The 23785-nt window shown below is 69.3% G+C and carries 17 protein-coding genes; 6 read left to right on the top strand and 11 right to left on the bottom strand.

Features of this window, described 5'->3' with window-relative positions:
* The first annotated feature begins 18 nt into the window (after nucleotides 1–18).
* The gene (gene icmA, locus NZH93_RS24710) at nucleotides 19–1752 is read left to right on the top strand and encodes a coenzyme B12-dependent isobutyryl-CoA mutase large subunit (protein WP_259625566.1); all 1734 of its coding nucleotides are present in this window, start codon (nucleotides 19–21) and stop codon (nucleotides 1750–1752) included.
* 67 nt (nucleotides 1753–1819) lie between these two features.
* On the opposite strand, the gene NZH93_RS24715 is transcribed toward icmA, so the two are convergent.
* Nucleotides 1820–2581, bottom strand: coding sequence for a hypothetical protein (locus NZH93_RS24715; protein ID WP_259625567.1), 762 nt, complete (start codon nucleotides 2579–2581; stop codon nucleotides 1820–1822).
* A gap of 419 nt (nucleotides 2582–3000) precedes the next feature.
* Between NZH93_RS24715 and NZH93_RS24720 the strand changes: the two genes are divergently transcribed.
* Entirely contained in the window at nucleotides 3001–3966 is a 966-nt protein-coding gene (locus NZH93_RS24720; protein WP_372506778.1) for a tetratricopeptide repeat protein, read from the top strand.
* 41 nt (nucleotides 3967–4007) lie between these two features.
* Here the strand turns inward: NZH93_RS24720 and NZH93_RS24725 are convergent, their stop codons facing one another.
* Together NZH93_RS24725 and NZH93_RS24730 are read right to left on the bottom strand one after the other, a co-directional pair.
* Nucleotides 4008–5444, bottom strand: a complete 1437-nt coding sequence (locus NZH93_RS24725; protein ID WP_259625569.1) for a neutral zinc metallopeptidase — start codon at nucleotides 5442–5444, stop codon at nucleotides 4008–4010.
* A gap of 93 nt (nucleotides 5445–5537) precedes the next feature.
* Nucleotides 5538–6926 carry a neutral zinc metallopeptidase gene (locus tag NZH93_RS24730; RefSeq protein ID WP_259625570.1) on the bottom strand — a complete coding sequence of 463 codons (1389 nt, stop codon included), beginning with the start codon at nucleotides 6924–6926 and terminating at the stop codon, nucleotides 5538–5540.
* An 86-nt stretch (nucleotides 6927–7012) separates the two neighbouring features.
* Between NZH93_RS24730 and NZH93_RS24735 the strand changes: the two genes are divergently transcribed.
* Nucleotides 7013–7483 carry a GNAT family N-acetyltransferase gene (locus tag NZH93_RS24735; protein WP_259625571.1) on the top strand — a complete coding sequence of 157 codons (471 nt, stop codon included), beginning with the start codon at nucleotides 7013–7015 and terminating at the stop codon, nucleotides 7481–7483.
* Nucleotides 7484–7529: 46 nt separating this feature from the next.
* Here the strand turns inward: NZH93_RS24735 and cas6e are convergent, their stop codons facing one another.
* The gene (cas6e, locus tag NZH93_RS24740; protein ID WP_259625572.1) at nucleotides 7530–8180 is read right to left on the bottom strand and encodes a type I-E CRISPR-associated protein Cas6/Cse3/CasE; all 651 of its coding nucleotides are present in this window, start codon (nucleotides 8178–8180) and stop codon (nucleotides 7530–7532) included.
* A gap of 399 nt (nucleotides 8181–8579) precedes the next feature.
* On the opposite strand from cas6e, the gene NZH93_RS24745 reads away from it, so the two are divergent.
* Nucleotides 8580–8948 carry a hypothetical protein gene (locus NZH93_RS24745; RefSeq protein WP_259625573.1) on the top strand — a complete coding sequence of 123 codons (369 nt, stop codon included), beginning with the start codon at nucleotides 8580–8582 and terminating at the stop codon, nucleotides 8946–8948.
* A 792-nt stretch (nucleotides 8949–9740) separates the two neighbouring features.
* Here NZH93_RS24745 and glgB read toward each other — a convergent pair.
* The 4 genes from glgB to NZH93_RS24765 form a co-directional block, all read right to left on the bottom strand.
* On the bottom strand, nucleotides 9741–11954 hold the full coding sequence (gene glgB / locus NZH93_RS24750; protein ID WP_259625574.1) for a 1,4-alpha-glucan branching protein GlgB: 2214 nt from the start codon (nucleotides 11952–11954) through the stop codon (nucleotides 9741–9743).
* Between the two features lie 7 nt (nucleotides 11955–11961).
* Nucleotides 11962–13293, bottom strand: a complete 1332-nt coding sequence (locus NZH93_RS24755) for a maltokinase N-terminal cap-like domain-containing protein (protein ID WP_259625575.1) — start codon at nucleotides 13291–13293, stop codon at nucleotides 11962–11964.
* Between the two features lie 5 nt (nucleotides 13294–13298).
* Nucleotides 13299–15107: a maltose alpha-D-glucosyltransferase gene (gene treS / locus NZH93_RS24760; RefSeq protein ID WP_259625576.1), complete on the bottom strand. Its 1809-nt coding sequence runs from the start codon at nucleotides 15105–15107 to the stop codon at nucleotides 13299–13301.
* Nucleotides 15108–15196: 89 nt separating this feature from the next.
* Nucleotides 15197–17173, bottom strand: a complete 1977-nt coding sequence (locus NZH93_RS24765; protein ID WP_259625577.1) for a maltotransferase domain-containing protein — start codon at nucleotides 17171–17173, stop codon at nucleotides 15197–15199.
* Between the two features lie 645 nt (nucleotides 17174–17818).
* Between NZH93_RS24765 and glgP the strand changes: the two genes are divergently transcribed.
* Together glgP and NZH93_RS24775 are read left to right on the top strand one after the other, a co-directional pair.
* Nucleotides 17819–20389, top strand: a complete 2571-nt coding sequence (gene glgP, locus NZH93_RS24770) for an alpha-glucan family phosphorylase (protein ID WP_259625578.1) — start codon at nucleotides 17819–17821, stop codon at nucleotides 20387–20389.
* A gap of 294 nt (nucleotides 20390–20683) precedes the next feature.
* The gene (locus NZH93_RS24775; protein ID WP_259625579.1) at nucleotides 20684–21286 is read left to right on the top strand and encodes a hypothetical protein; all 603 of its coding nucleotides are present in this window, start codon (nucleotides 20684–20686) and stop codon (nucleotides 21284–21286) included.
* A 67-nt stretch (nucleotides 21287–21353) separates the two neighbouring features.
* Here NZH93_RS24775 and NZH93_RS24780 read toward each other — a convergent pair whose 3' ends face one another.
* Genes NZH93_RS24780 through NZH93_RS24790 form a run of 3 tightly spaced genes read right to left on the bottom strand, consistent with a single transcriptional unit; the run spans nucleotide 21354 to nucleotide 23445 of the window.
* The gene (locus tag NZH93_RS24780) at nucleotides 21354–22463 is read right to left on the bottom strand and encodes a hypothetical protein (RefSeq protein ID WP_259625580.1); all 1110 of its coding nucleotides are present in this window, start codon (nucleotides 22461–22463) and stop codon (nucleotides 21354–21356) included.
* Between the two features lie 11 nt (nucleotides 22464–22474).
* Entirely contained in the window at nucleotides 22475–22870 is a 396-nt protein-coding gene (locus NZH93_RS24785; protein WP_259625581.1) for a rhodanese-like domain-containing protein, read from the bottom strand.
* A complete protein-coding gene (locus NZH93_RS24790; protein WP_259625582.1) occupies nucleotides 22867–23445 on the bottom strand; it encodes a cysteine dioxygenase in 579 nt (192 codons plus the stop codon). The genes NZH93_RS24785 and NZH93_RS24790 overlap by 4 nt, the downstream gene beginning before the upstream one ends.
* Between the last annotated feature and the right edge of the window lie 340 nt (nucleotides 23446–23785).

Consider the following 23785-nt stretch of genomic DNA (forward strand, 5'->3'; position numbering starts at 1 on the left):
GACGATGCGGAGACCGCCATGCCTGCTCCCGGCTACGACGAGAACCAAGCGGACCACGAGGCCGGTCGTCAGCGCTGGCAGGCCGCCTACGCGAAGGCCGAGGCGACCGGCCGGGTCCGCGACGCCGACTTCACCACGCTCTCCGGTGTCGAGGTCGACCCCGTCTACGGGCCTCAGCCCGGTGAGGTGGTCGAGGGCTTCGAGCGCATCGGCTGGCCCGGCGAGTACCCGTTCACCCGCGGCCTGCACCCGACCGGGTACCGCGGCAAGAACTGGACCATCCGGCAGTTCGCCGGCTTCGGCAACGCCGAGCAGACCAACGAGCGCTACAAGATGATCCTGGCGCGCGGCGGCGGCGGGCTGTCCGTCGCCTTCGACATGCCGACGCTGATGGGCAAGGACTCCGACGACCCCCGGTCGCTCGGCGAGGTCGGGCACTGCGGCGTGGCGATCGACTCGGCCGCCGACATGGACGTGCTGTTCGGCGACATCCCGCTGGAGCAGGTCACGACGTCGATGACGATCTCGGGGCCCGCCGTGCCGGTGTTCGTGATGTACCTCGTGGCCGCCGAGCGGCAGGGCGCGGACATCGGGAAGCTCAACGGCACGTTGCAGACGGACATCTTCAAGGAGTACATCGCCCAGAAGGAGTGGCTGTTCGCGCCCGAGCCGCACCTGCGGCTCATCGGCGACCTGATGGCCTACTGCCAGGACAACATCCCCGCGTACAAGCCGCTGTCGGTGTCCGGGTACCACATCCGGGAGGCCGGGGCGACGGCCGCGCAGGAGCTGGCGTTCACGCTCGCCGACGGGTTCGGGTACGTCGAACTGGGGCTGTCGCGCGGGCTGGACATCGAGAAGTTCGCGCCGGGGCTGAGCTTCTTCTTCGACTCGCACCTCGACTTCTTCGAGGAGATCGCGAAGTTCCGCGCGGCCCGGCGGATCTGGGCCCGGTGGATGCGGGACGTGTACGGGGCCCGCACGGCCAAGGCCCAGCAGCTCCGGTTCCACACGCAGACCGCGGGCGTGTCGCTGACGGCCCAGCAGCCGGACAACAACATCGTCCGCACGGCCGTCGAGGCGCTGGCCGCCGTCCTGGGCGGCACGAACTCGTTGCACACCAACGCGTTGGACGAGGTGCTGGCGCTGCCGTCGGAGAAGGCCGCGCAGATCGCGCTGCGCACGCAGCAGGTGATCATGGAGGAGACCGGGGTCTCGAACGTCGCGGACCCGCTGGGCGGGTCGTGGTACGTCGAGGCGTTGACGGACAAGATCGAGGCCGAGGCCGAGAAGGTGTTCGACCGGATCAAGGACATGGCGCGGGTCGCCGTGCCGTCCGGTGAGCACGAGATCGGGGAGATGACGTCCGGGATCCTGCGGGGGATCGAGGACGGCTGGTTCACCGGGGAGACGGCGGACTCGGCGTTCGTGTACCAGGTGGCGCTGGAGAAGGGTGACAAGAAGGTCGTCGGGGTGAACGTCCACACGGAGTCGCTGTCGGAGAACCTGGAGATCCTGCGGGTCAGCCACGAGGTGGAGCGCGAGCAGAACCGCGTGCTCGCCGCCCGGCGGGCGGGGCGGGACCAGGCGGCCGTCGACCGGGCGCTGGCCAGGATGGTCGAGGTGGCGCGGACCGACGGGAACCTGATCGAGCCGATGCTGGCCGCGGCTCGGGTGGAGGCGACGCTCGGGGAGATCTGCGGGGTGCTGAAGGACGAGTGGGGCGGTTACACGGAGCCCGCCCGGTTCTGATCGCTCCGGTCACCGTGGTCGTCGAGGGCCCGACAGCCTCCCGGTTGTCGGGCCTTCGACGTCCGGGCTACTTGGTGTTGTAAGCGATCAGGACGCCGACGGCCGTGACCGTGATGGCGATGGTCTGGAGAATCGACTTGACCCTGCTGGACGAGGTGGAGAAGTGCGTCTCCCGCAATTCCTTGAGCGTTAACGGGTAGACGATCGCCCCTTTCGTCGAGATGAGGCGGAGGAACAGGAAGTAGCCGACGCCGATCGCGGAGGCCCAGGCGATGCTGACTTGGTCGACCCAGGCTGTCTCCTCGTCGAAGTTCTCCTTCTTGGGGTGGTACGCGTAATAGATTTCGACCGCCATCAGCGTCAGCGGGAGCGAGCAGGCGAGGAAGAGGAAAGAGGTGAAGACCTTGAACCCGCGGTTGGTGATGCCGCTGTGCCGCTGTCGCCTGCCCCGTGCCCACCTCAAGACCACGTCGACCATGTTCGAATACTCGGCGGACGACGTCAGCCCCTTGTCCAGGAACATCGATGCCTTCCTCTTGTCCAGCAGCACCCAGAAGGAATCGTCGACGACGACCACGAGGGACGAGAGTTCCGGTTTCGGCAACCGGGCGATGTCCTCGACGCTGTCCAGGCTCTCCCAGGTTTCATCCCGTTTGTCGGGGTGCTCCGTGCGGTAGTGGAGATGCGGTCGATGTCCCGTCGAGGAGGTCAGGAGATTCAGCAGCAGGTCGACGTCGTCCAGCGTGACGACGAGGTGACCGAGCTTCCACCGCGCTTGCTGCGTGAGATTGCCGTGAACGTTGATCGGGCTTGACGTCTTTTGTTCCATGGCACCGGTATACCGCAAGATCGATAATGCCTGCCGAAGGGAACTCGCGGACGTGATTCACGTGGGTGAATCGTGATCGATTGGCATATTCGCCGATCGTGACCTCATTTTTGCGGACGTGGGAAGAGGGCTTTTTCGACTTTCGTCGAAATACGATTGCCTCATCCTGTTCACGTTCATCGGGAAATGGTGGGCCACCGCCCGCGCTCATCGGCGAGCGGTAACGCCTCCATCCTCACCGCGCCTCCTCTTCGACCAGGAGGCCGCGGGGAACCCCGGTCGTTTCCCGTCCTCCAGGAGAACTCCGGCCGCCGCGGGCCCCACGGATCGGTGAACGCGAAGAGCCGTGTGGCGCAATCCATCGCGACTCACCCCGGTCCGTGCACCCGGCCGTGGGGACTCGTGCCAGGATGGACGGCGTGACAAGGCCAGACCCTCGCAAAACCGCAGCTCTGTCCGCAGCTCTCTCCGGGGCGGTGGACCTCGGCGCGCTCAAGGCGCGTGCCGACGCGGCCCGTCAGCGCCCCGCAGCGCCGACCTCCGCGCCCGGTGCCGCCTCGTCGGGCGGTCCCAGTCCGTGGGTCCTCGACGTCACCGAGGCCACGTTCCAGTCGGTCGTCGAGCGTTCGACGGAGGTTCCCGTTGTCGTCGAGCTGACCGCCACGTGGAGCCCGGAGGCGCAGCAGCTCTCGCCGATCCTGGAGACCGCGGCCCGCAACGGCGGTGGCGCGTGGATCCTCGCCAGAGTCGACCTGGACGCCAGTCCGCGCATCGGCCAGGCGTTCGGCGTGCAGTCGGTGCCGACCGTGGTCGCGGTCGCCGCTGGGCAGCCGATCGACGCGTTCGCCGGTCCTCTGCCGCAGGCGGAGTTCGACCAGTGGATCGTCCGCCTGCTGGACGCGCTGCGCGACAAGCTGCCCGGCATCGCCGCGGCCCAGGCCGGTGGCGCGCAGGGCGCCCCGGTCGAGGAGCCGGAGGACCCGCGCTTCGTCGCGGCCGAGGAAGCCTTCGAGCAGGGCGACTTCGCCGCCGCCGAGGCCGCGTACGAGGCGATCCTGGCCGTGGAACCGGCCAACGAGGAAGCCAAGGCGGCACTGGTCCAGGTCCGGTTCACCGCCCGCGCGGAAGCCGTCGACCAGGACGCGGTCACCCGCGCCGACGCGGCTCCGGACGACCTGGACGCGCAGCTCGCCGCCGCGGACCTCCAGATCGTGAACCAGGACGTCGAGGGTGCGTTCAAGAGGCTGGTCGACACGGTTCGGCGGGTCTTCGGCGACGACCGCAACAAGGTCCGCGAGCACCTCGTCGGCCTGTTCGAACTCTTCCCGGCGGACGACCCCAGGGTCGCCGCCGCCCGGCGGAACCTGGCCAGCGCGCTGTTCTAGTCGAGTGGGGGGGAGCGGGTGCTCCCCCCATCACCCGCGGGTCACGAGTACTTCCGCGTGCACACGCCGTTGCCGCCGTCGAAGAAGCCGTCCCGGAACGCCTCGACACGGGCGAACCCGGACGGCACCACGTCACCGTTCACGTCGGCGGCGATCAGGCTCTTGTCCGCCAGCAGTTCCGCCACGGCCTCGTCCAGGTCCCCTGCGGACAACCGAAGCTTCGACGTGCTCTTCGTGGTGGTCCCGGCCCACGCCCCGGTGAGGCAGGCGGTCCTCAACCCGGCGGCGGGCCCGTCCAGCGGGTACCCGGTCGCCTTCTGGATCGACAGCGTGAACCTCGACGCGATCTCGGCGAACGCCGCGAAGTCCCCGATCCCGCCCTTCTGGCCCCTCTTCGGCACAGCCCCGATCTTCGTCAGCTCCTCCAGGTTGAGCGACACCTGGTTGGTGCTGGGGCAGTAGGCGGCAGGTGACGTCGTCTTCGCGTCGGGGCAGGAGTCCGCGCCCTCCTTGAACGCGGGCGGCGCGGCCCCGGTCTGCTTGTACGCGTCCCGCAGGCTGCTCTCCAGCACGTCGAGGTTCTTCCGCTCGGCGACGGCGATCTGCCCCTTGTCCTGGTCGTCCGGGCTGAACGTCTGCTGGGTGATCCGCTCCTTGATCTCCGCCTCGTCGATCCGGGCGCACCGGGCCGGATCGGCCGAGAACCCGAACTGGAACGCCGCCACGCGGTCGAACGCGCTCCCGTGCGCGCCCTGCTTCTCCGCGCTCGTCCCGGCCGCGTCGCGGATGAAGAACATGGTCGCCAGCACCTGGTTCAGGCCCGGTCCGGTCGAGAGCCGGAAGTGCTCGGACTTGCCCTCGGCGATCCAGCGGAAGAAGTTCCCCGCGTAGCAGTCGGCCTGCTGCTCCTTGATGATCGTCGCCGTGCCCTGGGTGATGCCGCTCTCCGCGCCCAGCTTGTACTGCACCGCGTGCCCCGTCTCGTGCGCCAAGACGGTCACCACCGACATGGGGCCGAACGAGTCGTTGAGCATCGGCAGGAGGTCGCCGCGGTCCCACGCGATGCTGTCGTCCAGCGAGCAGTAGAACGCGTTGGCGACGCCCGCGGTGCTGGTGCGGCAGATCTGGACGCCCTCGCCGGTCGAGTCGTAGGAGACGAGGCGCTTCACCGGCTCGAACGGCTTGCCCTTGAAGTTCGCGGGCATCGCCTCGGTCCAGTACTTCTCGACGTCGGCGAGCGCGTTCAGCGCCAGCCGGTCCATCTCGCCGCCGTCACCGTTCTCCACGGGGAGGGTCGCGTCCGGCACACCGGGGATCGGGCCGCTCTCGCCGGTGGTGATGTCGAGGCCCGCGACCTTCGAGACGTCGGGGTGTTCGGCCTTCGGCGTGCCGCTGAGGGTGTTCGCGCAGCCCCCGAGCAGCCCCGCCACCGACACCGTCGCGACGAGCGCCGCACCTCGCCAAGCCCGCCGCGCCATCCCAGGGTCCCCATTCCGGTCCGCGTTCCGCCTGCTTCCGCGCACCCTACTTGGTCCATCCGAGTGAGATGCCGTGCCCGAAGTGTGAGCTGATCAGCGGATGCCGCAGGCCTTGTCGCCGTCGAACACGCCCGCGCGGAACACCTCGACCCGCTTGAACCCCGGCTCCAGGCCCGAACGGCCCTTCGCGTCGCGGGTCGGGAAGTTCGCCGCCAGCAGCACCTGGACGGCCTCGTCCATGTCGCCGGGGGAGAGCCCGAAACCCTCCTTGCGGTCCAGGACGACGCCCGTGTACGCGCCCGCCATGCACAGCGCGTTGCTGCCCGCGGCGGCCCCGTCGGTCTGCTTCCCGGCCTGCGCCAGCGCGGACAGCCCGTACCGGCTGGCCATCAGCAGACCGGTCGCGTAGTCGCCGATCTGCTCGTGCAGCTTTCGCAGGTCGCCCTCGACGTCGATCTCGACGGCCTTGTCGTCCTTGCAGAACGCCACCGGGCCCTGGTCGCCGGAGCAGTCCGGCTCCTGCCCGACCTTCGTCGACTTGGGCGGCACCCACGTCTTGCCGATCGACGTGAGCACACCCTGGTAGTAGGCGCTCAGGTCCGGCGTCAACTGGACGATCATGTCGTCGAACGGCAGGTTCCCGCCGCGGTCGCGGTCGGCGACGTTGGTGAACGTCGACTGCGTGAACACCCGGTTCTGCACGGTCATCGCGCCGCAGAACTTCGCGTCCTTCTGGAACCCGTCCTGGAACGCCGACACGCGGTCGAACGCGTTGCCGTGCGCCTGCTGGTCGGTCGGCGACGTCCCGACCGGGTCGCGGAACGTGATCAGCGCGCCGAGCGCGGAGTCCAGCGCGTCCTGCCCGATGTCCAGCGACTTCGACTTCCCGTCGGCGACCCACTTCGTGAACGACCCGGCGAAGCAGTCCGCCATCGCCTCGGTGAGGATCGTCGGGAACTTGCCGGGGTTGGCGCGCTCGGACTCGGGCGTGATGCCCATCCGCTTCTGCACCGCGTGGCCCATCTCGTGCGCCAGCACGATCACCACGGCCGCGTCGCCGAACTTGTCCTGGAGCACCGGCAGCAGCGCGGCGCGGTCGTACGCGACCGCGTCCGCCGACGGGCAGTAGAACGCGTTGCCCTCGACGTCCGACGCCTTCTCCGTACACGGCGGCGGCTTCGCCGACGCGTCCGCGGTGTCGACGGAAAAGATGCCGCCGCTCAACGGCGTCCACGGCTTGCCGAACGTGGCGGGGAACGCCTCGTCCCAGAACCGGTCGATGTCGGCCAGGGCCGTCCCGGCGAGCTGGTCGATCTGCCCGCCGTCGCTGCCCCGGATGACGCCGGTCGACGTCGTGTCGCGTTCCACGACCCGTGCCGCCTTGGGCTGGCCGCTGACCGCGACCGTGCACCCGCTGCCGACCGTCGCGACCGCCGTCACCAGCGCCGCGAGCCGGACCAGCCGTCCTGATCGGTGTCGCATCAGCCCATTGTGCCCGGCGAAACGACCGGACGGTGTCAAAGTGCTGATAGCGCGACGACCGCCACGTCCGCTTGTACCCTCCGCACATGCCGTGGCTGCCCGCTGACTTCACCCACCCGACCACCGTCCCGGTCGCGGAGGACCGCCACCTCCGCCCCATCAGGGCGACGGACGTCGACCTGGACTACCCACTGGTCATGGGCGCGCGGGAGCGGCTCTGGGCCGTCTACGGCGAGGCGTGGGGCTGGCCCCCGGCGACCATGACGCACGAGGAGGACCGCGTCGACCTCGCCCGCCACGAGCGCGAGGCGAACGAGCACAAGTCGTTCAACTACGCCTTGTTCAACACCGACGAGACGGAACTCTTCGGCTGCGTCTACGTCGACCCGCCGCAGAAGCAGGGCGGCGACGCCGAGATCTCCTGGTGGACGGTCGACGACACCGACCTGGACACCTTCGTCCCGACCTGGATCGCGAAGGCCTGGCCCTTCACCAACCCCTGCCACGTCGGCCGCGACCTGACGTGGACCGAGTGGATCGCGCTACCGGACCGCTAGACCGCTCGGTGCGCCGAGAACCGGGGATGTGGAAGGACTTCCGGACTCATGCGTCCGCCACCGGCTCCAGACTGATCAGTCCACACCCGTAGGCCTTCGCCCGCCCGATCCCCCCGACGACCGCCGACGTGAACGCCTCGGGATCCGTCACCACCAGGTGCCCGTCGAACCGCACGGCCTCAACGGTGATCTTCGTGGCCGCGTTCTTGCGCCCGACCAGCGTGGGGATGGGTGAGGGGGCCACATCAGGCTCCTCACCGGCCGACGGGATCACGAACCCGTGCTGCTTCCCCTTGCGCACCAACCACTCCACCTGCCGCTCGGGCTCCCGGTGCACCAACCGCTTCCGCGACCGGGCTTCACACCACGTCGGGTTGGCCACGATCCGAAACGCCAACCGCCGCCCAGGCACCACGGCGTCCAACACCGGCCGCAACGGCCGCACCTCGGCGGGCGCGGTCAGGTGCCCCTCCGGCAGCACCCCCCAGTCCGGCTCGGTACGGCTCTGCACGTACTGGACAAATCCGTCATTCGTGCTGTCCAACCGCCACAACACGGCATGCGCCTGCCGCGCGGGCGTGTCCTCGGTGATGTTCGGGAACGCCGACATCACGGTCCGGTGCATGTCGTGGATGTTGGCGTGGTCGCGGCGGAACTCCCGCGATCCGGTGTTGATTTCAAGCTTGGTGAGGAACACGGTTCATCCCGATTCGGTGAGCGGACGAATACGGTTCCGACAATTGCAGCAAGATCAAGACCGAGCCTCCTGCCTGCTGGTATACCCCAGACGCCCGGTCTCGACCGTGTGCGATTGTCGAGATCGGCTATGTAATCAGACCTCGTTCGAAACGTCTGCACATGAGCCGCGATATCGCCCTGAATGACGTTCTACTTCACCCGGTTGATGCAATAGGCAACGTTCGAACGAAAATTGGTCTAAAGGTGTTATCAAACTATTCCGCACTCTTGCGCACCACGGGCGGCCTGCTGCTACCCCATCGGGCAGGCGGTGTCGACGGGTTCCCGATGTTTGGGCGAGAAGTCGACAAATCCCTGTCAGGTGGTATTCGATGGGGGTCCACTCACGAAGACTTCGGTGGACAGATCGACCTCGCGGCCGGTGTACGCCCACGCCGACCAGCGCGAGTCCCCAACCGGAACGGGCTCCGCCGTGATGCTGACCCTAGGTCAACTGGCCCAGATCGGGCGCCTCCAGCACCTCTGCGAGGTGCGGGGGTGGCGGATGCAACTCAAGCGTTCGCAAGACCCACCACATGACGTCGACGAACTCGTGTACTTCAACGAGAACGGCTTGTGGCTGGACGTGTTGAGGGTCCGATCGGACACGGATGCTCAGGCGGCGAGACTGATCCGACAGTCCGTTGTGGAGAACAGGCCATGCGCGGTGTGGGAAGCGGAGGGCACGCTGGCAGAGGTGCTGGACCGCTTGATGGAACTCCGGTGAGCAAGCGGCACGGGGTCGGCGGGTAGTTCGACCACCGGTAGCAAGCGCACGCACCGGTGCCTCTTCACCTACAGGCCGACGCCAGCAGTAGCCGACCACCTGTGAAACCGGCGCCAGCGGTAGCCGACCACCCACGAAACCGGCGCCAGTAGTAGTTGACCACCCACGAAACCGGCGCCAGCAGCGGTTGACCGCTTACGAATCCGGACGCCGCCTACGCAGCGTGGCCGATTTTACTTGGGGGATTTGCCCCTTAAACTTGCGTCGGACGGCGGCTTCACCTCCCCGCCGTTTTGGTCCGACGAAGGGGCAAATCTAGGGGCCCCAAGTCAAATCGGCCACATCCTCGCTGGATCTCCGGTACGTCACCCGACCCGGCTGGAAGCCTGGGGTCATCTCAACCTACGGGCACCCGCGGTGGTTCCCCCGCCACCCCGCTCGCGCAATTATTTCGATGCCTCGTTTGCTTTGTCAAGGCGGGAAAGATGCCTTGACAAAGCAAACGAGGCACGAAGGGCGCTGGGGATGGGGGCGGCGGGGGAAGTGTGTGACGGGTCAGTTGCGTAGATCCACTCCCGTTCCGTAGAACTCCAGCCCCGCAAAGGAAAAACGGCCACCCCCACACCAGGGACAGCCGCTCTCCTACCTCAACCCAAGCCCTCAAGCCCGGCCTTCAACCCAAGCCCTCAAGCCCAAGCCCAAGCCCTCAAGCCCAGCCCTAAAGCCGAGCCCTCAAGCCCAGACCCTCAAGCCCAGCCCCAAAACCCAGCCCTCAAACCCAAACCCTCAACCTCAAATCGGATCCTCAACCCCAACGTGCTCCCCCTCCGGAGCAAGCCAAAGCACCCCAGCCGGCGGCAACTGAAGCACGGCGGACGCCTCCCTCCCATGCCAAGGATGCACCTCCGCCTCAACCGACCCCAGGTTCCCAACCCCAGACCCGCCATACACAGCCGAGTCGGTGTTCACCACTTCCCGCCACCGCCCAGCCACCGGCAACCCAACCCGATAATCGTGATGCGGCTGCCCGGAGAAGTTGGCCACGCACACCAGGTGCGACCCGTCCTCACCGATCCGCACGAACGACAGCACGTTCCCAGCCGAGTCGTTCGCGTCGATCCACGAGAACCCCTCAGGCTTGTTGTCCGCGCTGTACAGGGCTGGCGAGTCCCGGTAGACCCGGTTCAGGTCCCCGAGCAGCGTCCGAACGCCGCCGTGCAACTGCGTCTCCAGCAGGTGCCAGTCGAGGGACTTCGACTCCGACCACTCCTCGGGCTGGCCGAACTCGCCGCCCATGAACAGCAACTGCTTCCCCGGATGCGCCCACATGAAGGCGAGCAGCGACCGCAGGCCGGCAGCCTTGTTCCAGTCGTCCCCTGGCATCCGCTGCCACAGGGAACCCTTGCCGTGCACCACTTCGTCGTGCGACAGCGGGAGCACGAAGTTCTCGCTCCACGCGTACACCAGCGAGAACGTGATCTCGTTGTGGTGGAACGCGCGGTGGATGGGTTCGCGGCTCAGGTAGTGGAGCGTGTCGTGCATCCACCCCATGTTCCACTTGAACCCGAACCCCAGACCGCCTAGGTGGGTGGGGCGGGAGACGCCCGGCCACGCCGTCGACTCCTCGGCGATCATCATGACGCCGGGGTGCCGTCGGTAGACGGTCGCGTTCAACTCCTGGAGGAACCGGACCGCGTCGAGGTTCTCCCGGCCGCCGTACTGGTTGGGCAGCCACTGCCCTTCCTCGCGCGAGTAGTCGAGGTACAGCATCGAGGCCACGGCGTCGACCCGCAGGCCGTCCAGGTGGAACTCCTCGATCCAGTACAGGGCGTTCGCGACCAGGAAGTTGCGCACCTCGTTGCGGCCGAAGTCGAATACGAGCGTGCCCCAGTCCGGCTGCTCGCCGCGTCGGGGGTCGGCGTGCTCGTAGAGCGCCGTGCCGTCGAACTTCGCGAGTGCCCAACTGTCCTTCGGGAAGTGGGCGGGCACCCAGTCGACGATCACGCCGATGCCGCGCTGGTGCAGCGTGTCGACGAAGAACCGGAAGTCGTCGGGCGAGCCGAAGCGGGACGTCGGCGCGTAGTACGACGTGACCTGGTAGCCCCACGAGCCGCCGAACGGGTGCTCGGCGACCGGCAGGAGTTCGACGTGGGTGAAGCCGGTTTCGACGACGTAGTCGGCGAGCTGCACCGCCAGTTCGCGGTAGCTCAGGCCGGGGCGCCAGGAACCGAGGTGGACCTCGTAGGTGCTGACCGGCGCGTTGATCCACGTCGTGGCCTCGCGCTTGGTCTCCCACTCCGCGTCGGCCCACTCGTGGTTCGACACGGTCACGACGGACGCGGTCTGCGGCGGCACCTCGGTGCCGAACGCCATCGGGTCGGCCTTCTCGTGCCACGCGCCGTCCGCGCCGAGGATGCGGAACTTGTACTTGGTGCCGACCGGGATGCCGGGGATGAAGACCTCCCAGACACCGGACGACCCCAGCGAGCGCATCGGGTTCGCGCGGCCGTCCCAGCCGTCGAAGTCGCCGATCACGCGCACACCGCGCGCGGTCGGGGCCCAGACGGCGAACGAGGTGCCCTCGACGCGGCCGGACGGGGTGTCGTAGCCGCGGTGGTGGGCGCCCAGCACGTCCCACAGCCGTTCGTGCCTGCCCTCGCCGATCAGGTGCAGGTCCAGTTCGCCCACGGTCGGCAGCCAGCGGTACGGGTCGTCGACGGTGACGGTGTCGCTGTCGTAGTCGACCTCCAACCGGTAGTCGCCGGGGTGGCCGGGCAGCTTGCCCGCGAACAGGTTGTCGACGACGCGCGGGAGGTCCCACTTCTCGTCGCCCGCGACGACCGCGACGGACTTTGCGCCCGGTCGCAGCGCGCGGGCCACGACGGCGTCGCCGACGTGGTGCACACCCAGCACCGAGTGCGGATCGTGGTGCGCTCCGGCCAGCAGCCGGTCCACGTCGCTCGGCGGTGGTGCGGCGTCGGGAAGATCGGCCGGTTTGGCGTTCACGATTCCGTCACGCTCCTTCTCCGGTGATCCGGGCGATCGACGACAGGGGAACCGTCAACCACTCCGGCCTGTTCGCGTACTCATATGCGACCTCGTAGACCGCTTTGTCCAGCTCGAAGGCCCTCAGCAGCTCCCCGTGCCGCCGCGGGTCGCCGACCGCCTCCGCCGCCGCGTCCGCGTAACCCTCGCAGAAGGCCGCGCGGTTGCGCCGCGCCCACTCCAGCGCCCGTTCGGTGAGCAGGGGGTCCTCGTCCTGCCCGACGAGCATCTGGTGCGCCGCGTAGTCGAAGGATCGCAGCATTCCGGCCACGTCGCGCAGCGGCGACTTGAGCGCCGCCCGTTCGGCGGCGGGCGCGGCGGGCTCGCCCTCGAAGTCGATCAGCAGCCAGCCGTTCACGGTCCGCAGGACCTGGCCGAGGTGCAGGTCGCCGTGGATGTTCTGCACGACGATCGTGCTCCGGCCGTCGAGCGCCTTGTCGAACGCCTCGCGCAGCGCCGGGACGAACGGGCCGAGCGCGGGCACCATCTCGGCCACCCGGTCGAGCCTGCTCCCCATCGCCCGCACGGTCGCGGCGATGTCGTCGTCGTCCGCGTCCTGCTGCCCGAGCGCCCGCTCCAGGTCGGCGTGCACGGTCGCCACGGCCTGCCCGAGCCGGTTGGCCTCGGCGGCGAAGTCGCCGCCCGCCTGGTCGGCGTGCAGCGCCTCCGAGTCGGCCATCAGGTCGCGCACGCTCGTCGTCGCCATCGCCCAGCCGTCGACCGCGTCCGGCAGGAACTGCTGGAGCATGCCGATCGTGACCTGCTCGCCGTTCAGCTCGCCGGTGATCGAGCCGAGCGGCTGCGCGATGTGCTCGCAGCCGACCCCGCGCAGCGCCCGGTGCAGCACCAGGTCCGGGTTCGGCCCGTACGAGAGCTTCCGGAACAGCTTGAGGATGTACTGGCTGCCGAAGATGATCGACGTGTTGCTCTGCTCGGACGTGATGGGCCGACCGCGCAGCCCGTCCGTCAGCTCGGCGTCCGGCTCGTGCTCGAAGCTCAGGCCGTCGATCTCGCGGCCCTGCGCCATCAGGTCCAGCAGGTGCCCGGTCAGCTCACCGTCGCCGGTCGCCTCGTAGGACTCGTCCCGGTCGGTCACGAGTAGCTGGTACGCCTCGACCCGGTCGGCCTGCTCGACCTCGACGACCACGTGCAGCAGGCGCGGTTCCTCGAGCAGCACGGTCGTCCGGAGTGGACGGACCGAGCCCACCGGCCGGTCCTTGCCCGCGAACCAGCGCTGCGCGGGCAGCCAGCCCGGCAGCTCCGTCAGCAGTTTCTCGACCAGTTCCTGGGGTTCGGTCACGTCGCTCACCTCGATTCGCCGTCGTCGCCCACGGTGGCCAGTTGGAACCAGTAGAAGCCGTGGCCGGGCAGCGTGAGCAGGTACGGCAGTTCACCGACCTGCGGGAAGTGCACCCCGCCGGTCAGCTCCACCGGGGTGGTGCCCCGGTGCTCGGACAGGTCAAGTTCGACGGGCTGGGGGAACCGCGACAGGTTGTTGACGCACAGCACGATGTCCTCGTGCCCGTCCGGTCGCGTCCAGCGCCGCTTGTACGCGAGCACGCTCGGGTTCGACCCGCCGAGGTCGATGAACGTGCCCTCCGCCAGCGCGTGGTGCTGCTTGCGCACCTCGATCATCCGGCGCGTCCAGTTCAGCAGCGAGGAGGCGTTGTTGAGCTGCGCCTCCACGTTGAGCGCCTGGTAGCCGTGGATCGGGTCCATGATCACCGGCAGGTAGATCCGGCCGGGGTCGCAGCTCGAGAACCCGGCGTTGCGGTCCGGGGTCCACTGCATCGGCGTGCGGACCGCGTCGCGGTCGCCGAGCCAGATGTTGTCGCCCATGCCGATCTCGTCGCCGTAGTACAGGACGGGGGAGCCGGGCAGCGACAGCAGCATCGCCGTGAACAACTCCTGCTGGTTGCGGTCGTTCTCCAGCAGCGGGGCCAGCCGTCGGCGGATGCCGATGTTGGCCTTCATCCGCGGGTCCTTGGCGTACTCCGTGTACATGTAGTCGCGCTCTTCGTCCGTCACCATCTCGAGCGTCAGCTCGTCGTGGTTGCGCAGGAAGATGCCCCACTGCGTGCCCGTCGGGATCTCCGGCGTCTGCGCCAGGATCTCCGAGATCGGGAAGCGCGACTCGCGCCGCACCGCCATGAAGATGCGCGGCATCAGCGGGAAGTGGAACGCCATGTGGCACTCGTCGCCGCCGACCTCCGGGTCGCCGAAGTACTCGACCACGTCCGACGGCCACTGGTTCGCCTCGGCCAGCAGGATGCGGCCGGGGTACTCGTCGTCGACGACCTTGCGGCACCGCTTGAGGAAGTCGTGCGTGCGCGGCAGGTTCTCGCAGTTCGTGCCCTCCTCCTCGAAGAGGTAGGGCACCGCGTCGAGCCGGAAGCCGTCGATGCCGAGGTCCAGCCAGAACCGCAGCGTGTCCAGCATCGCTTCCTGGACGTCGTTGTTCTCGAAGTTCAGGTCGGGCTGGTGGGAGAAGAAGCGGTGCCAGTAGAACTGCCCGCGCACCGGGTCGTACGTCCAGTTCGACGTCTCGGTGTCCACGAAGATGATCCGGGCGTCGGCGTAGCGGGAGTCGTCGTCGCTCCACACGTAGTAGTCGCCGTACGGGCCGTCGGGATCCATGCGCGACTGCTGGAACCACGGGTGCGCGTCCGACGTGTGGTTGAGCACCAGGTCGGTGATCACCCGGATGCCGCGGCGGTGCGCCTCGTCGAGCAGGTACACGAAGTCCTCGATGTTGCCGAACTCCGGCAGCACCGCGCGGAAGTCGCTGATGTCGTAACCCCCGTCGCGCAACGGGGAGGCGTAGAAGGGCGGCAGCCACAGGCAGTCGATGCCGAGCCACTCCAGGTAGTCCAGCCTGCTGGCCAGGCCGCGCAGGTCGCCGGTGCCGTCACCGTTCGAGTCGGTGAAGGCGCGCACCAGCACCTCGTAGAACACCGCTCCCTTGAACCAGTCGGGGTTCTTCGGCGCCTGTTTCGCGTGCTGGAAGTCCTCGGCCTGGGGCTCCACGAGCAGCCCGTCTGCGGTGATCGCCTCGCCGGTGTGCGGCACGCCCTCCAGCCCCAGGGCTGCGTCCGGTCGGGAATCTTCCTGCATGATCTCCACCTCGTCCCACCTTCCAGCGGGTACGTCAACCATCCCCTGCGTACCTGGTGCACGCAGGGGTCCTCGAGTTCCTGATTGGTTCAGGAGAACCGGCGCTGCAGCCCCACGATGTGGGCGACCGCGCGCCACGGTTCCAGCCGGACGTAGTTCGCCTGGCCCCAGTCCCACGTCTCGCCGGTGACCTCGTCGTGAGCGATCAGCCGCTCGTGCCAGTCGAAGCCCAGCGAGGGCAGGTCGAGCCAGAGAGTGCCCGCCTGCGGGTCGTTCGGGTCCAAGCTCACCACAGTCACGACGGTGTCGCCGGTTGCCGGATCCTGTTTGGAGTAGGCGATGAGGGCGTCGTTGTCGATGTGGTGGAACCTGAGTGTGCGCATCTGCTGCAAGGCCGGGTGTGCCCGGCGGGCCGCGTTCAGCTTGCGCAGCCAGGGTTCCAGCGAGCGGCCCTCGGTCAGGGCGCCCGCGTAGTCGCGTGGCCGCAACTGGTACTTCTCGGAGTCGAGGTATTCCTCGCTGCCGGGCTTCACGGCCTCGTGCTCGAACAGCTCGTAACCCGAGTACACGCCCCACGTCGGCGCCAGCGTGGCGGCCAGCGCCGCGCGCAGCGCGAACATGCCGGGACCGCCGTGCTGGAGCGATTCGTGGAGGATGTCCGGGGTGTTGACGAACAGGTTCGGCCTGGCCTCGTCCCAGTGCGCGACCTGCTCGGCGCCGAACTCGGTCAGCTCCTGCTTGCTCGTGCGCCAGGTGAAGTAGGTGTAGGACTGGGTGAAGCCGAGCTTCGCCAGCCCGTAGAGCCGCGCGGGCCGGGTGAACGCCTCGGCCAGGAACAGCACGTCAGGGTGCTTGTCCTTCACGGCCCAGATGAGCCACGCCCAGAAGTCCGGTGGCTTGGTGTGCGGGTTGTCGACCCGGAAGATCCGCACCCCGTGGTCGACCCAGTGCAGGACGACGCGCAGGACCTCGTGGTAGATGCCCTTGGGGTCGTTGTCGAAGTTGACCGGGTAGATGTCCTGGTACTTCTTCGGCGGGTTCTCGGCGTACGCGATCGTGCCGTCCGGCCGGGTGGTGAACCACTCCGGGGCCTTGAGCACCCACGGGTGGTCCGGCGCGCACTGGAGCGCGAGGTCGAGGGCGACCTCGATGTTCAGCTCCTCGGCGCGCGCGACGAACCGGTCGAAGTCCTCGATCGTGCCGAGCTGCGGGGCGATGGCGTCGTGCCCGCCCTCGTCGGCGCCGATGGCCCACGGCGAGCCGACGTCGTTCTCATCGGCCACCAGGGTGTTGTTGGGGCCCTTGCGGTTGACCCGGCCGACCGGGTGGATCGGCGGCAGGTACGCGACGTCGAAGCCCATCGCGGCGACCCGGTCCAGCTCCTCGGTCGCGGTCGCGAACGTGCCGTGCACAGCGTTCCCGTGCTCGTCCCAGCCGCCGGTCGAGCGCGGGAAGAACTCGTACCAGGAGCCGAACGCGGCCTTCGTCCGGTCGACCCACAGCTTGTACGTCCGGCCCTTGGTGACCAGTTCCCGCACCGGGAACTCGGTCATGATCCGGTGCACGTCCGAGGCCAGCGCGGGCGCGACCCGTTCGGAGACGGGCCGGTTCTCGTCGCGCAGGGCCGCCGCGGCGTTCGCCAGCAGCGGCCGGTCCTTGCGCCGGTCGGGCCGCCGCGACACCCGGTCGAGCAGCAGCGCGCCGCTCTCCAGGTCGTTCGCCAGCTCGCCCGCTCCTTGCCCCGCGCCGATCTTGGCCTCGACGGCGTGCCGCCAGGTCGCCCACGGGTCGCTCCAGGCGTCGACGCGGAAGGTCCACGAGCCCTCGGCATCCGGGACGATCACGGTGGCGAACCGGTCCAGCCCGACGCCGTGCGGCACCATCCTGCTCTGCCGGGCGATGCGATCCTTCGGTCCGCGCCAGGCGACGGTGGCGGCGATGGCGTCGTGCCCCTCGCGCCACACCGTCGCTTCCACCGGAATGTGTTCCCCCGTCACGGCTTTGGCCGGATACCGCCCGCCGCTGACCTCAGGGGAAACATCATCGATGCCGAGTCGTCCACTCATCGGCTACGCCCTCTCGCCGTGTTTCGCGCGGCAGAACCGCGGGCCCGTTCAGTCTGCCTTGCTCGATTTGGCAGGTCATCACCGGGGACTACTACAACGTCCGTACCCATTCCGGTGGGCCCGCACACCCCGGCGCGTCCAACTCTGTGCCCGCGCGGGCGGTGTGTCCACGGCCATTCGACCTTCCATCGTGATCATCGGGGACGGATTCGCCCGAACGCCGCGCGCCACGCCGACCGTCGCGGTGATGAGACCTGATCTGGTTAACGCGCTGGTAACGCGGCGGCTTCGAGCGGATGGCCGTCACGGCATGATTCGGCGCGCGACGCCGGGTGCCGCGCGACCGGGAGGGGGCCGCGCCGAGCCCGTGTGGACCGTCGGAACTCGGATCGTGGCGTGGGACACGGTCCTCGCGGGCGGGCTCGTCGACGGACCGTCGAATTCGTGAGTACCACTCGACTTCAGCGGTCGAGCCTGGTGCGCTACTCCGAACGCGCCGATCTTGAACGGCCACCCGCGCGGCCCGGAACCGCAGGTGGCGCCCCCGGTCGCCTGGATCGATCCCGGTACCGATCCGGCAAACCCTTGCAGTCTGGGCGAGGAAGCTTGTCCTGTTCCGCCCACCGGGAGATAAGGTCCGTCGCCATGCGAGCACTTCGCCGGTTCACCGTCCGAGCCAGCCTCCCGGAGCCGTTGTCCTCCCTGGGCACGCTCGCCACCAACCTGCGCTGGACCTGGCACCCTCCGACGCAGGACCTCTTCGCGTCGGTCGACCCGCGGGTCTGGTCCGAGGTGGGTGGCGATCCGCTGCGCCTGTTGTCCGTCGTGTCGCCCGATCGGCTGGAACACCTGGCCCGCGACGAGCAGTTCCTGTCGCACGCCCAGGCGCTGGCCGACGACCTCGACCGCTACACGCAGGGGCCGCGGTGGTTCCAGCGGAGGCAGGAGGAGGTGCAGGTCCGGCGGGAGCACGGCAACTACGAGCTCACCCCCCTCCCGAATGCCATCGCGTACTTCTCCATGGAGTTCGGGGTCACCGAGGCGCTGCCCAACTACTCCGGCGGCCTCGGCGTGCTGGCGGGCGACCACCTGAAGGCGGCGTCGGACCTCGGTGTGCCGCTGATCGCGGTCGGCCTGCTCTACCGGTCCGGCTACTTCCGCCAGTCGCTGTCCCTGGACGGCTGGCAGATCGAGCACTACCCGGTGCTGGACCCCCGCGCCCTCCCGCTCGAGCTGCTGACCGAGCCGTCCGGCGCGCCGATCCTGGTGCACGTGGCGATGCCGGGTGACCGGGTGCTGCGCGCCAAGATCTGGAAGGCCCAGGTCGGCCGCATCCCGCTGCTCCTGCTCGACTCCGACGTCGAGGAGAACGACGAGGACCTGCGGGGCGTCACGGACCGGCTCTACGGCGGCGACCAGGACCACCGCATCCGCCAGGAGATCCTCGCGGGCATCGGCGGCGTCCGCGCCGTGCGGACGTACTGCGACCTGACCGGCCACGCGAAGCCCGAGGTGTTCCACACCAACGAGGGCCACGCCGGCTTCCTCGGCCTGGAGCGCATCCGCGAGCTGACGACCACCGAGGGCCTCGACTTCGACCAGGCGCTCGCCGCGGTCCGCGCGGGCACCGTGTTCACCACGCACACGCCCGTGCCCGCGGGCATCGACCGCTTCCCGGTCGACCTCGTGCAGCACTACTTCGGCTCCGAGACCCTGCTGCCGGGCGTGAGCACCCAGCGGGTCCTCGCGCTGGGCGCCGAGGACAACCCCGGCTTGTTCAACATGGCGCACATGGGCCTGCGGCTCGCGCAGCGCGCGAACGGCGTGTCCAAGCTGCACGGCGAGGTCAGCCGGGACATGTTCCGCGGCCTGTGGCCCGGCTTCGACACGACCGAGGTGCCGATCCGCTCGGTCACCAACGGCGTGCACGGGCCGACGTGGGCGGCGACCGAGATGTCCAAGCTGCTCGGCGAGACCGAGGAGTCCGGCATCGGGATGCGCTTCGAGCCCGTCACCGACACCCGGCTCTGGGAGCTGCGCACCGAGCTGCGCGGACGGCTGGTCGACGAGGTCCGCCGCCGCGTCCGCGCGTCGTGGCTCCAGCGCGGCGCGTCGGCGCTGGAACTGGGCTGGACCGACTCCGTGTTCGACCCGGACGTGCTGACCGTGGGCTTCGCCCGCCGCGTCCCGACGTACAAGCGGCTCACGCTGATGCTGCGCGACCCGGAGCGGCTGCGCGCGATGCTGCTGCACCCGGAGCGCCCGGTGCAGCTCGTCGTCGCGGGCAAGTCGCACCCGGCGGACGACGGCGGCAAGGCGCTGATCCAGCAGATCGTCCGCTACGCCGACGAGGCGGGCGTGCGGCACCGGATCGTGTTCCTGCCCGACTACGACATGTCGATGGCCCGCTACCTCTACTGGGGCTGCGACGTCTGGCTGAACAACCCGATGCGCCCGCTGGAGGCGTGCGGCACGTCCGGCATGAAGTCCGCGCTGAACGGCGGCCTCAACCTGTCCATCCGGGACGGTTGGTGGGACGAGCTGTACGACGGCAGCAACGGCTGGGCCATCCCGACCGCCGACGGCGTGCACGACCCGACCCGCCGCGACGACCTGGAGGCCACCGCTCTGTACGAGCTGCTCGGCAACCAGGTCGCGCCGCTGTTCTACGACCGCGGCGAGGACGGCACGCCGACCCGCTGGCTCGCGATGGTCCGGCACACGCTGGCCTCGCTCGGCCCGGCCGTGCAGGCGTCGCGGATGGTGCGCGAGTACGTGGAGGCGCTGTACGCGCCCGCCGCCGCCTCGGCTGAGTCGGTCGTGGGCGAGGGCTTCCGCGGCGCGAAGGAGCTGGCGGACTACCGGCAGCGGCTGCGCGAGGCGTGGCCGCGCGTGCGGGTGCTCGACTCGGAGCTGCACATCGACGGGCACCCGACGCCGGTGCTCGGCGCCCCGGTGACCGTGCGCGCGCGGGTCGAGCTGGCCGGGCTGGAGCCGTCCGAGGCGGACGTCCAGGTCGTGCTCGGCAAGGTCGGCGACGGCGACGAGCTGCACGACCTCGTCACGGCGCCGATGAACTACGCGGGCAACGGGAACTACGAGGTCGACGTGCCGCTGCCGCACGCGGGCACCCTCGGCTACACCGTGCGGATCCTGCCGCGGCACGACCTGCTCGCCTCGCCCGCCGAACTGGGCAAGGTCGTCCTCGCGGGCTGAGTCACCCTCTCGGGGTGCCCGATCGCCGTCGTCCACGGCGATCGGGCACCCCGATGTGGTTACCGGTTAATTGATTCGGCAACGCACTGTGATCCGCGTCACGCGCTCTCCATTCGGTGATCTTAACTCTTTCGCATGACCCTGGTTTAGTCGGGTGCAATTGCTGTTTCCGCTGGTAGAAGCCGGTTGGCGAGCTTAGGCTCCGCTTCGAGGAAATAGCCGTTGTTCGTTCCTGATCGACCTCGTCGGGAAATCGGGTCGGTGGGGAACGGGTTCAAGAGGGAGCAGGCCAACGTGAAGAAAATTGCGACCGTCATCCCGTTGATCACCGTGCTTTTCGCCGCGAGCGTCATTCCCGCCGCCGCGGTCCCGAGCCGCTCGCAAACCGTCGCCGACCCGCCCGCCGCCTGCCTCGACCTGGTCACCAAGCTGTCGGACACGGTCAAGAAGGCCATCGCCCCGCTGACAGCGCTCCCGCCCGACCCCGGCAAGGTCGCCGCGCCGCTCGGTGACTCCCTCGGCGTCCTGACACAGATGCAGAGCTCCAAGTGCCTGCCGACACCACCGGTCAGCGTGCCGACACCACCGATCGAGGTACCCGTTGTGCCGACAACGGGCTTCCAGGGGCCCGAGCAGTGCCTGTCCGCGGCCATGAACCTGTTCAGCATCGTCTTCGGCATCCTGAGCAAGGTCGTTCCCGGCGGGGGCGTCCCCGACGTCACGAAGCTGCTCGCCGAGGTCACCGGTCTCCTCAAGGCGCTGACCGACACCCTGGCAGCCTGCGGCCTGCCCGCCCCTCCCGGCGGGCTGCCGTCCGTGCCCAGCCTCCCGACGCTGCCCGCTCCGGGGCTCCCCATCCCCGCACCCGGTCTGCCAGGCCTGCCCGCCGCGGCCTGATCCCAGGGGGAGTCGGCGGTGGCGTCCACCTGGGAGAGTGGGCGCCACCGCCGTGTCCTGCCAGGACTCAGGAAACGTCGAGCCGGGCAGCGGTTCCCGCCACCCGCGGCAGCCAGGCCGCCAGTTCCGAGGCTTCGGCCAGCACGGCGCGGGCGGCGGCGTTGTCCCCGCCCGCCATCAGCCCGCGAGCCACCGTCGCCAGCGCGTCCGCCCGACCGAGGGCGTCCCCGGACCCGTCGGCGCTGTCCCGCCCCATCCGCACGGCTTCGGCGGCGTCACCCCGCAGCAGGGCCAACTGGGCCAACGTCCCCAGCAGCCGGTAGCGCGGCAGGCCGAACCCGATGGCCACGTCCACGGCGCGGGCGGCGGCGGGCACCCCGACCGACGCGGGCATCAGGCCCACCTCCGCCGCGGACGCGGTGGCGCCCGCCATCGACGCCATCAACAACGCCCGGTCCCGGTCCGCCAGGTCGTCCCGCCCGACGACCGCGCCGAGGACCTGCAACGCCTCCACGTACCGCCCGGCGGCCGTGTGCACGGCCGCCTGCGCCCCGGTGGTCATCACCAGGTCCGGATGAGCGGCCACCACGACGGCCAGCGCGGTGTCGGCGGCGGCGAGGTCCCCGACGTGCACCGCGTCCACCACCGCGCTCACCAGCGGGGTCGCCTCCATCTCGGCCGCTTCCCGCCCGGACACCCGCGGCAGCGAGAACACGTACCACCCCGGCGACGTCGTCGCGGCGCTCCGCCGCGGCCACAGCTCGTGCGCCAGGCACGCCGTCGCGCCCACCGCGACCCCGAACGGCCCCACCAGCCACGCGCCGACGACCACACCGACCGCCACCAGCGCCGACGTGAGCCCCGTCAACCACAGCCGCAGCCGTACGGGACTCCGCACCGACCGGGCCCCGACGCGGATCACGACGGGCAGCGCGCACAGCGCGATCCGCAGCCGCGGCGTCGACCAGGCGCGCAGCTCGCGACCGACCCCGAAGATCACGTACCGGACGCGCAACCGCCACAGCAGCACACCGAGCAACGTCCCCACCTGGAACGAGGCCAGCTCCAGCAGGAGCCCGCCGAGCGCGCCCACCAGCCCGCCGACCCCGTGCCCGCGGGCGATCACGACGACCACGACCGCGACCGTCAACAGCGGCCCGGATCTGAAGAACTTCACAGGTCCGGAACCTACGTGATCGCTTGCGTCCCACCTTCCCGAACGGGCAACCCCGCGGCGGCCCACGCGCGGAAGCCCCCGATGAGGTCGGTCGCCTTCGGCAGCCCGATCCGCTGGAGGTCGCGCGCGGCGAGACTCGACGAGTAGCCCTCGTTGCACAGCACGACCACGGTCGTCCCCGCCGTGAACCCCGGCAGCCGGTGGTCGCCCTCCGGGTCGAGCCGCCACTCCAGGACGATCCGCTCCACCGGGATCGAGTCCGGGATCTCCCCTTCGGCCAGCCGGTTGTGGATCGGCCGCGTGTCGATGATCAGCGTGTCACCGCCCTTGATCGCGCTCAACTCCTCCGGCGTCACCCGCCGCAGGTGCGCACGGGCTTCGGCCAGGTACGAGTCGACGGCGCTCACGGGCCCTCCAGGTCGGCCAGCTCGCGCAACCGCTCCAGCGGGAGCCGCAGCGCGGGCAGCGGTGGGATCTCGGTGGGGATGTCGGCCAGGCTCGCGTATTCGCGGGTGGGGATCAGCGGCGGCGAGTACGCGTGCACACTCGCCGCCCCGACGCTCCCCGCGTTCCGCACCTCGTGCGCCCGCCCCGACCCGAACCCGATCGACGCCCCAGTACTCCGCCGAGCCTCCCGAACGGGCCCGGCCGGATACCGGTAGTTCTCCTCCAGCTCACCGGTCAACACCGTGAACGACCCCGACGCCCCACCGTGGTCATGCGGCTCCGTGTGCTGCCCCGGCAACCACGACAACAACCACAACTCGACACCTTCGGTCAGCCCCAACCGAGCCCACCAGCGTTGAGCGGGATCGAAGTCGAGGATCCCCAGGAGCGGCGTGGTCAACTCACTGGCCACGAACGAGGTCAGATCACGGAGTTCCCGCGGGGACCACAGTTCCCGCTCGGGGTGGATGATGTCGCGGAGCAGCCGGACATCCAGTGCTGGGTGCAGGTCAGCATGAACAAAAGTCGCAGTCAACGCGCGCTCCTGAGGGCTACTGGTGTGAACGGGTAGCGGTCAAGACGCGACACGGACCTACCGGAGTCCGCGCCGCGTCCCGCTACAGCCGCACGACGCCACCAGCAGGAGGTCGATCGTGCGGTCGCACCAGGTCACCAGGGAGCGCTCCACGAGGTGATGTTGTCACGGACAAGGGCAGCGTGGCTCGTGTGTCTCAGGGGGTGATAATGGCTCTGGGGCCGAGGTATTGGGCTTGGGGTGCGGGCAGGGGTGATCGCTGGGGGTGGGGTGGGCGGCGGGGTAGGGCTGGGGTTGGGGCTCGGGTGACCGGTGGGGTTGGTCTTGGCTCTGGTGTTGC

It is taken from the genome of Umezawaea endophytica, from assembly GCF_025061645.1.
Classification (GTDB): Bacteria; Actinomycetota; Actinomycetes; order Mycobacteriales; family Pseudonocardiaceae; genus Umezawaea; species Umezawaea endophytica.

What these genes read in the sequence shown, in the direction of transcription:
- NZH93_RS24715 (WP_259625567.1), bottom strand. Translation starts at nt 2,581, where the DNA reads ATGGAACAAAAGACGTCAAGCCCGATCAACGTTCACGGCAATCTCACG.
- NZH93_RS24725 (WP_259625569.1), bottom strand. Translation starts at nt 5,444, where the DNA reads ATGGCGCGGCGGGCTTGGCGAGGTGCGGCGCTCGTCGCGACGGTGTCG.
- treS (WP_259625576.1), bottom strand. Translation starts at nt 15,107, where the DNA reads ATGCAGGAAGATTCCCGACCGGACGCAGCCCTGGGGCTGGAGGGCGTG.
- NZH93_RS24730 (WP_259625570.1), bottom strand. Translation starts at nt 6,926, where the DNA reads ATGCGACACCGATCAGGACGGCTGGTCCGGCTCGCGGCGCTGGTGACG.
- NZH93_RS24735 (WP_259625571.1), top strand. Translation starts at nt 7,013, where the DNA reads ATGCCGTGGCTGCCCGCTGACTTCACCCACCCGACCACCGTCCCGGTC.
- glgP (WP_259625578.1), top strand. Translation starts at nt 17,819, where the DNA reads ATGCGAGCACTTCGCCGGTTCACCGTCCGAGCCAGCCTCCCGGAGCCG.
- NZH93_RS24765 (WP_259625577.1), bottom strand. Translation starts at nt 17,173, where the DNA reads ATGAGTGGACGACTCGGCATCGATGATGTTTCCCCTGAGGTCAGCGGC.
- icmA (WP_259625566.1), top strand. Translation starts at nt 19, where the DNA reads ATGCCTGCTCCCGGCTACGACGAGAACCAAGCGGACCACGAGGCCGGT.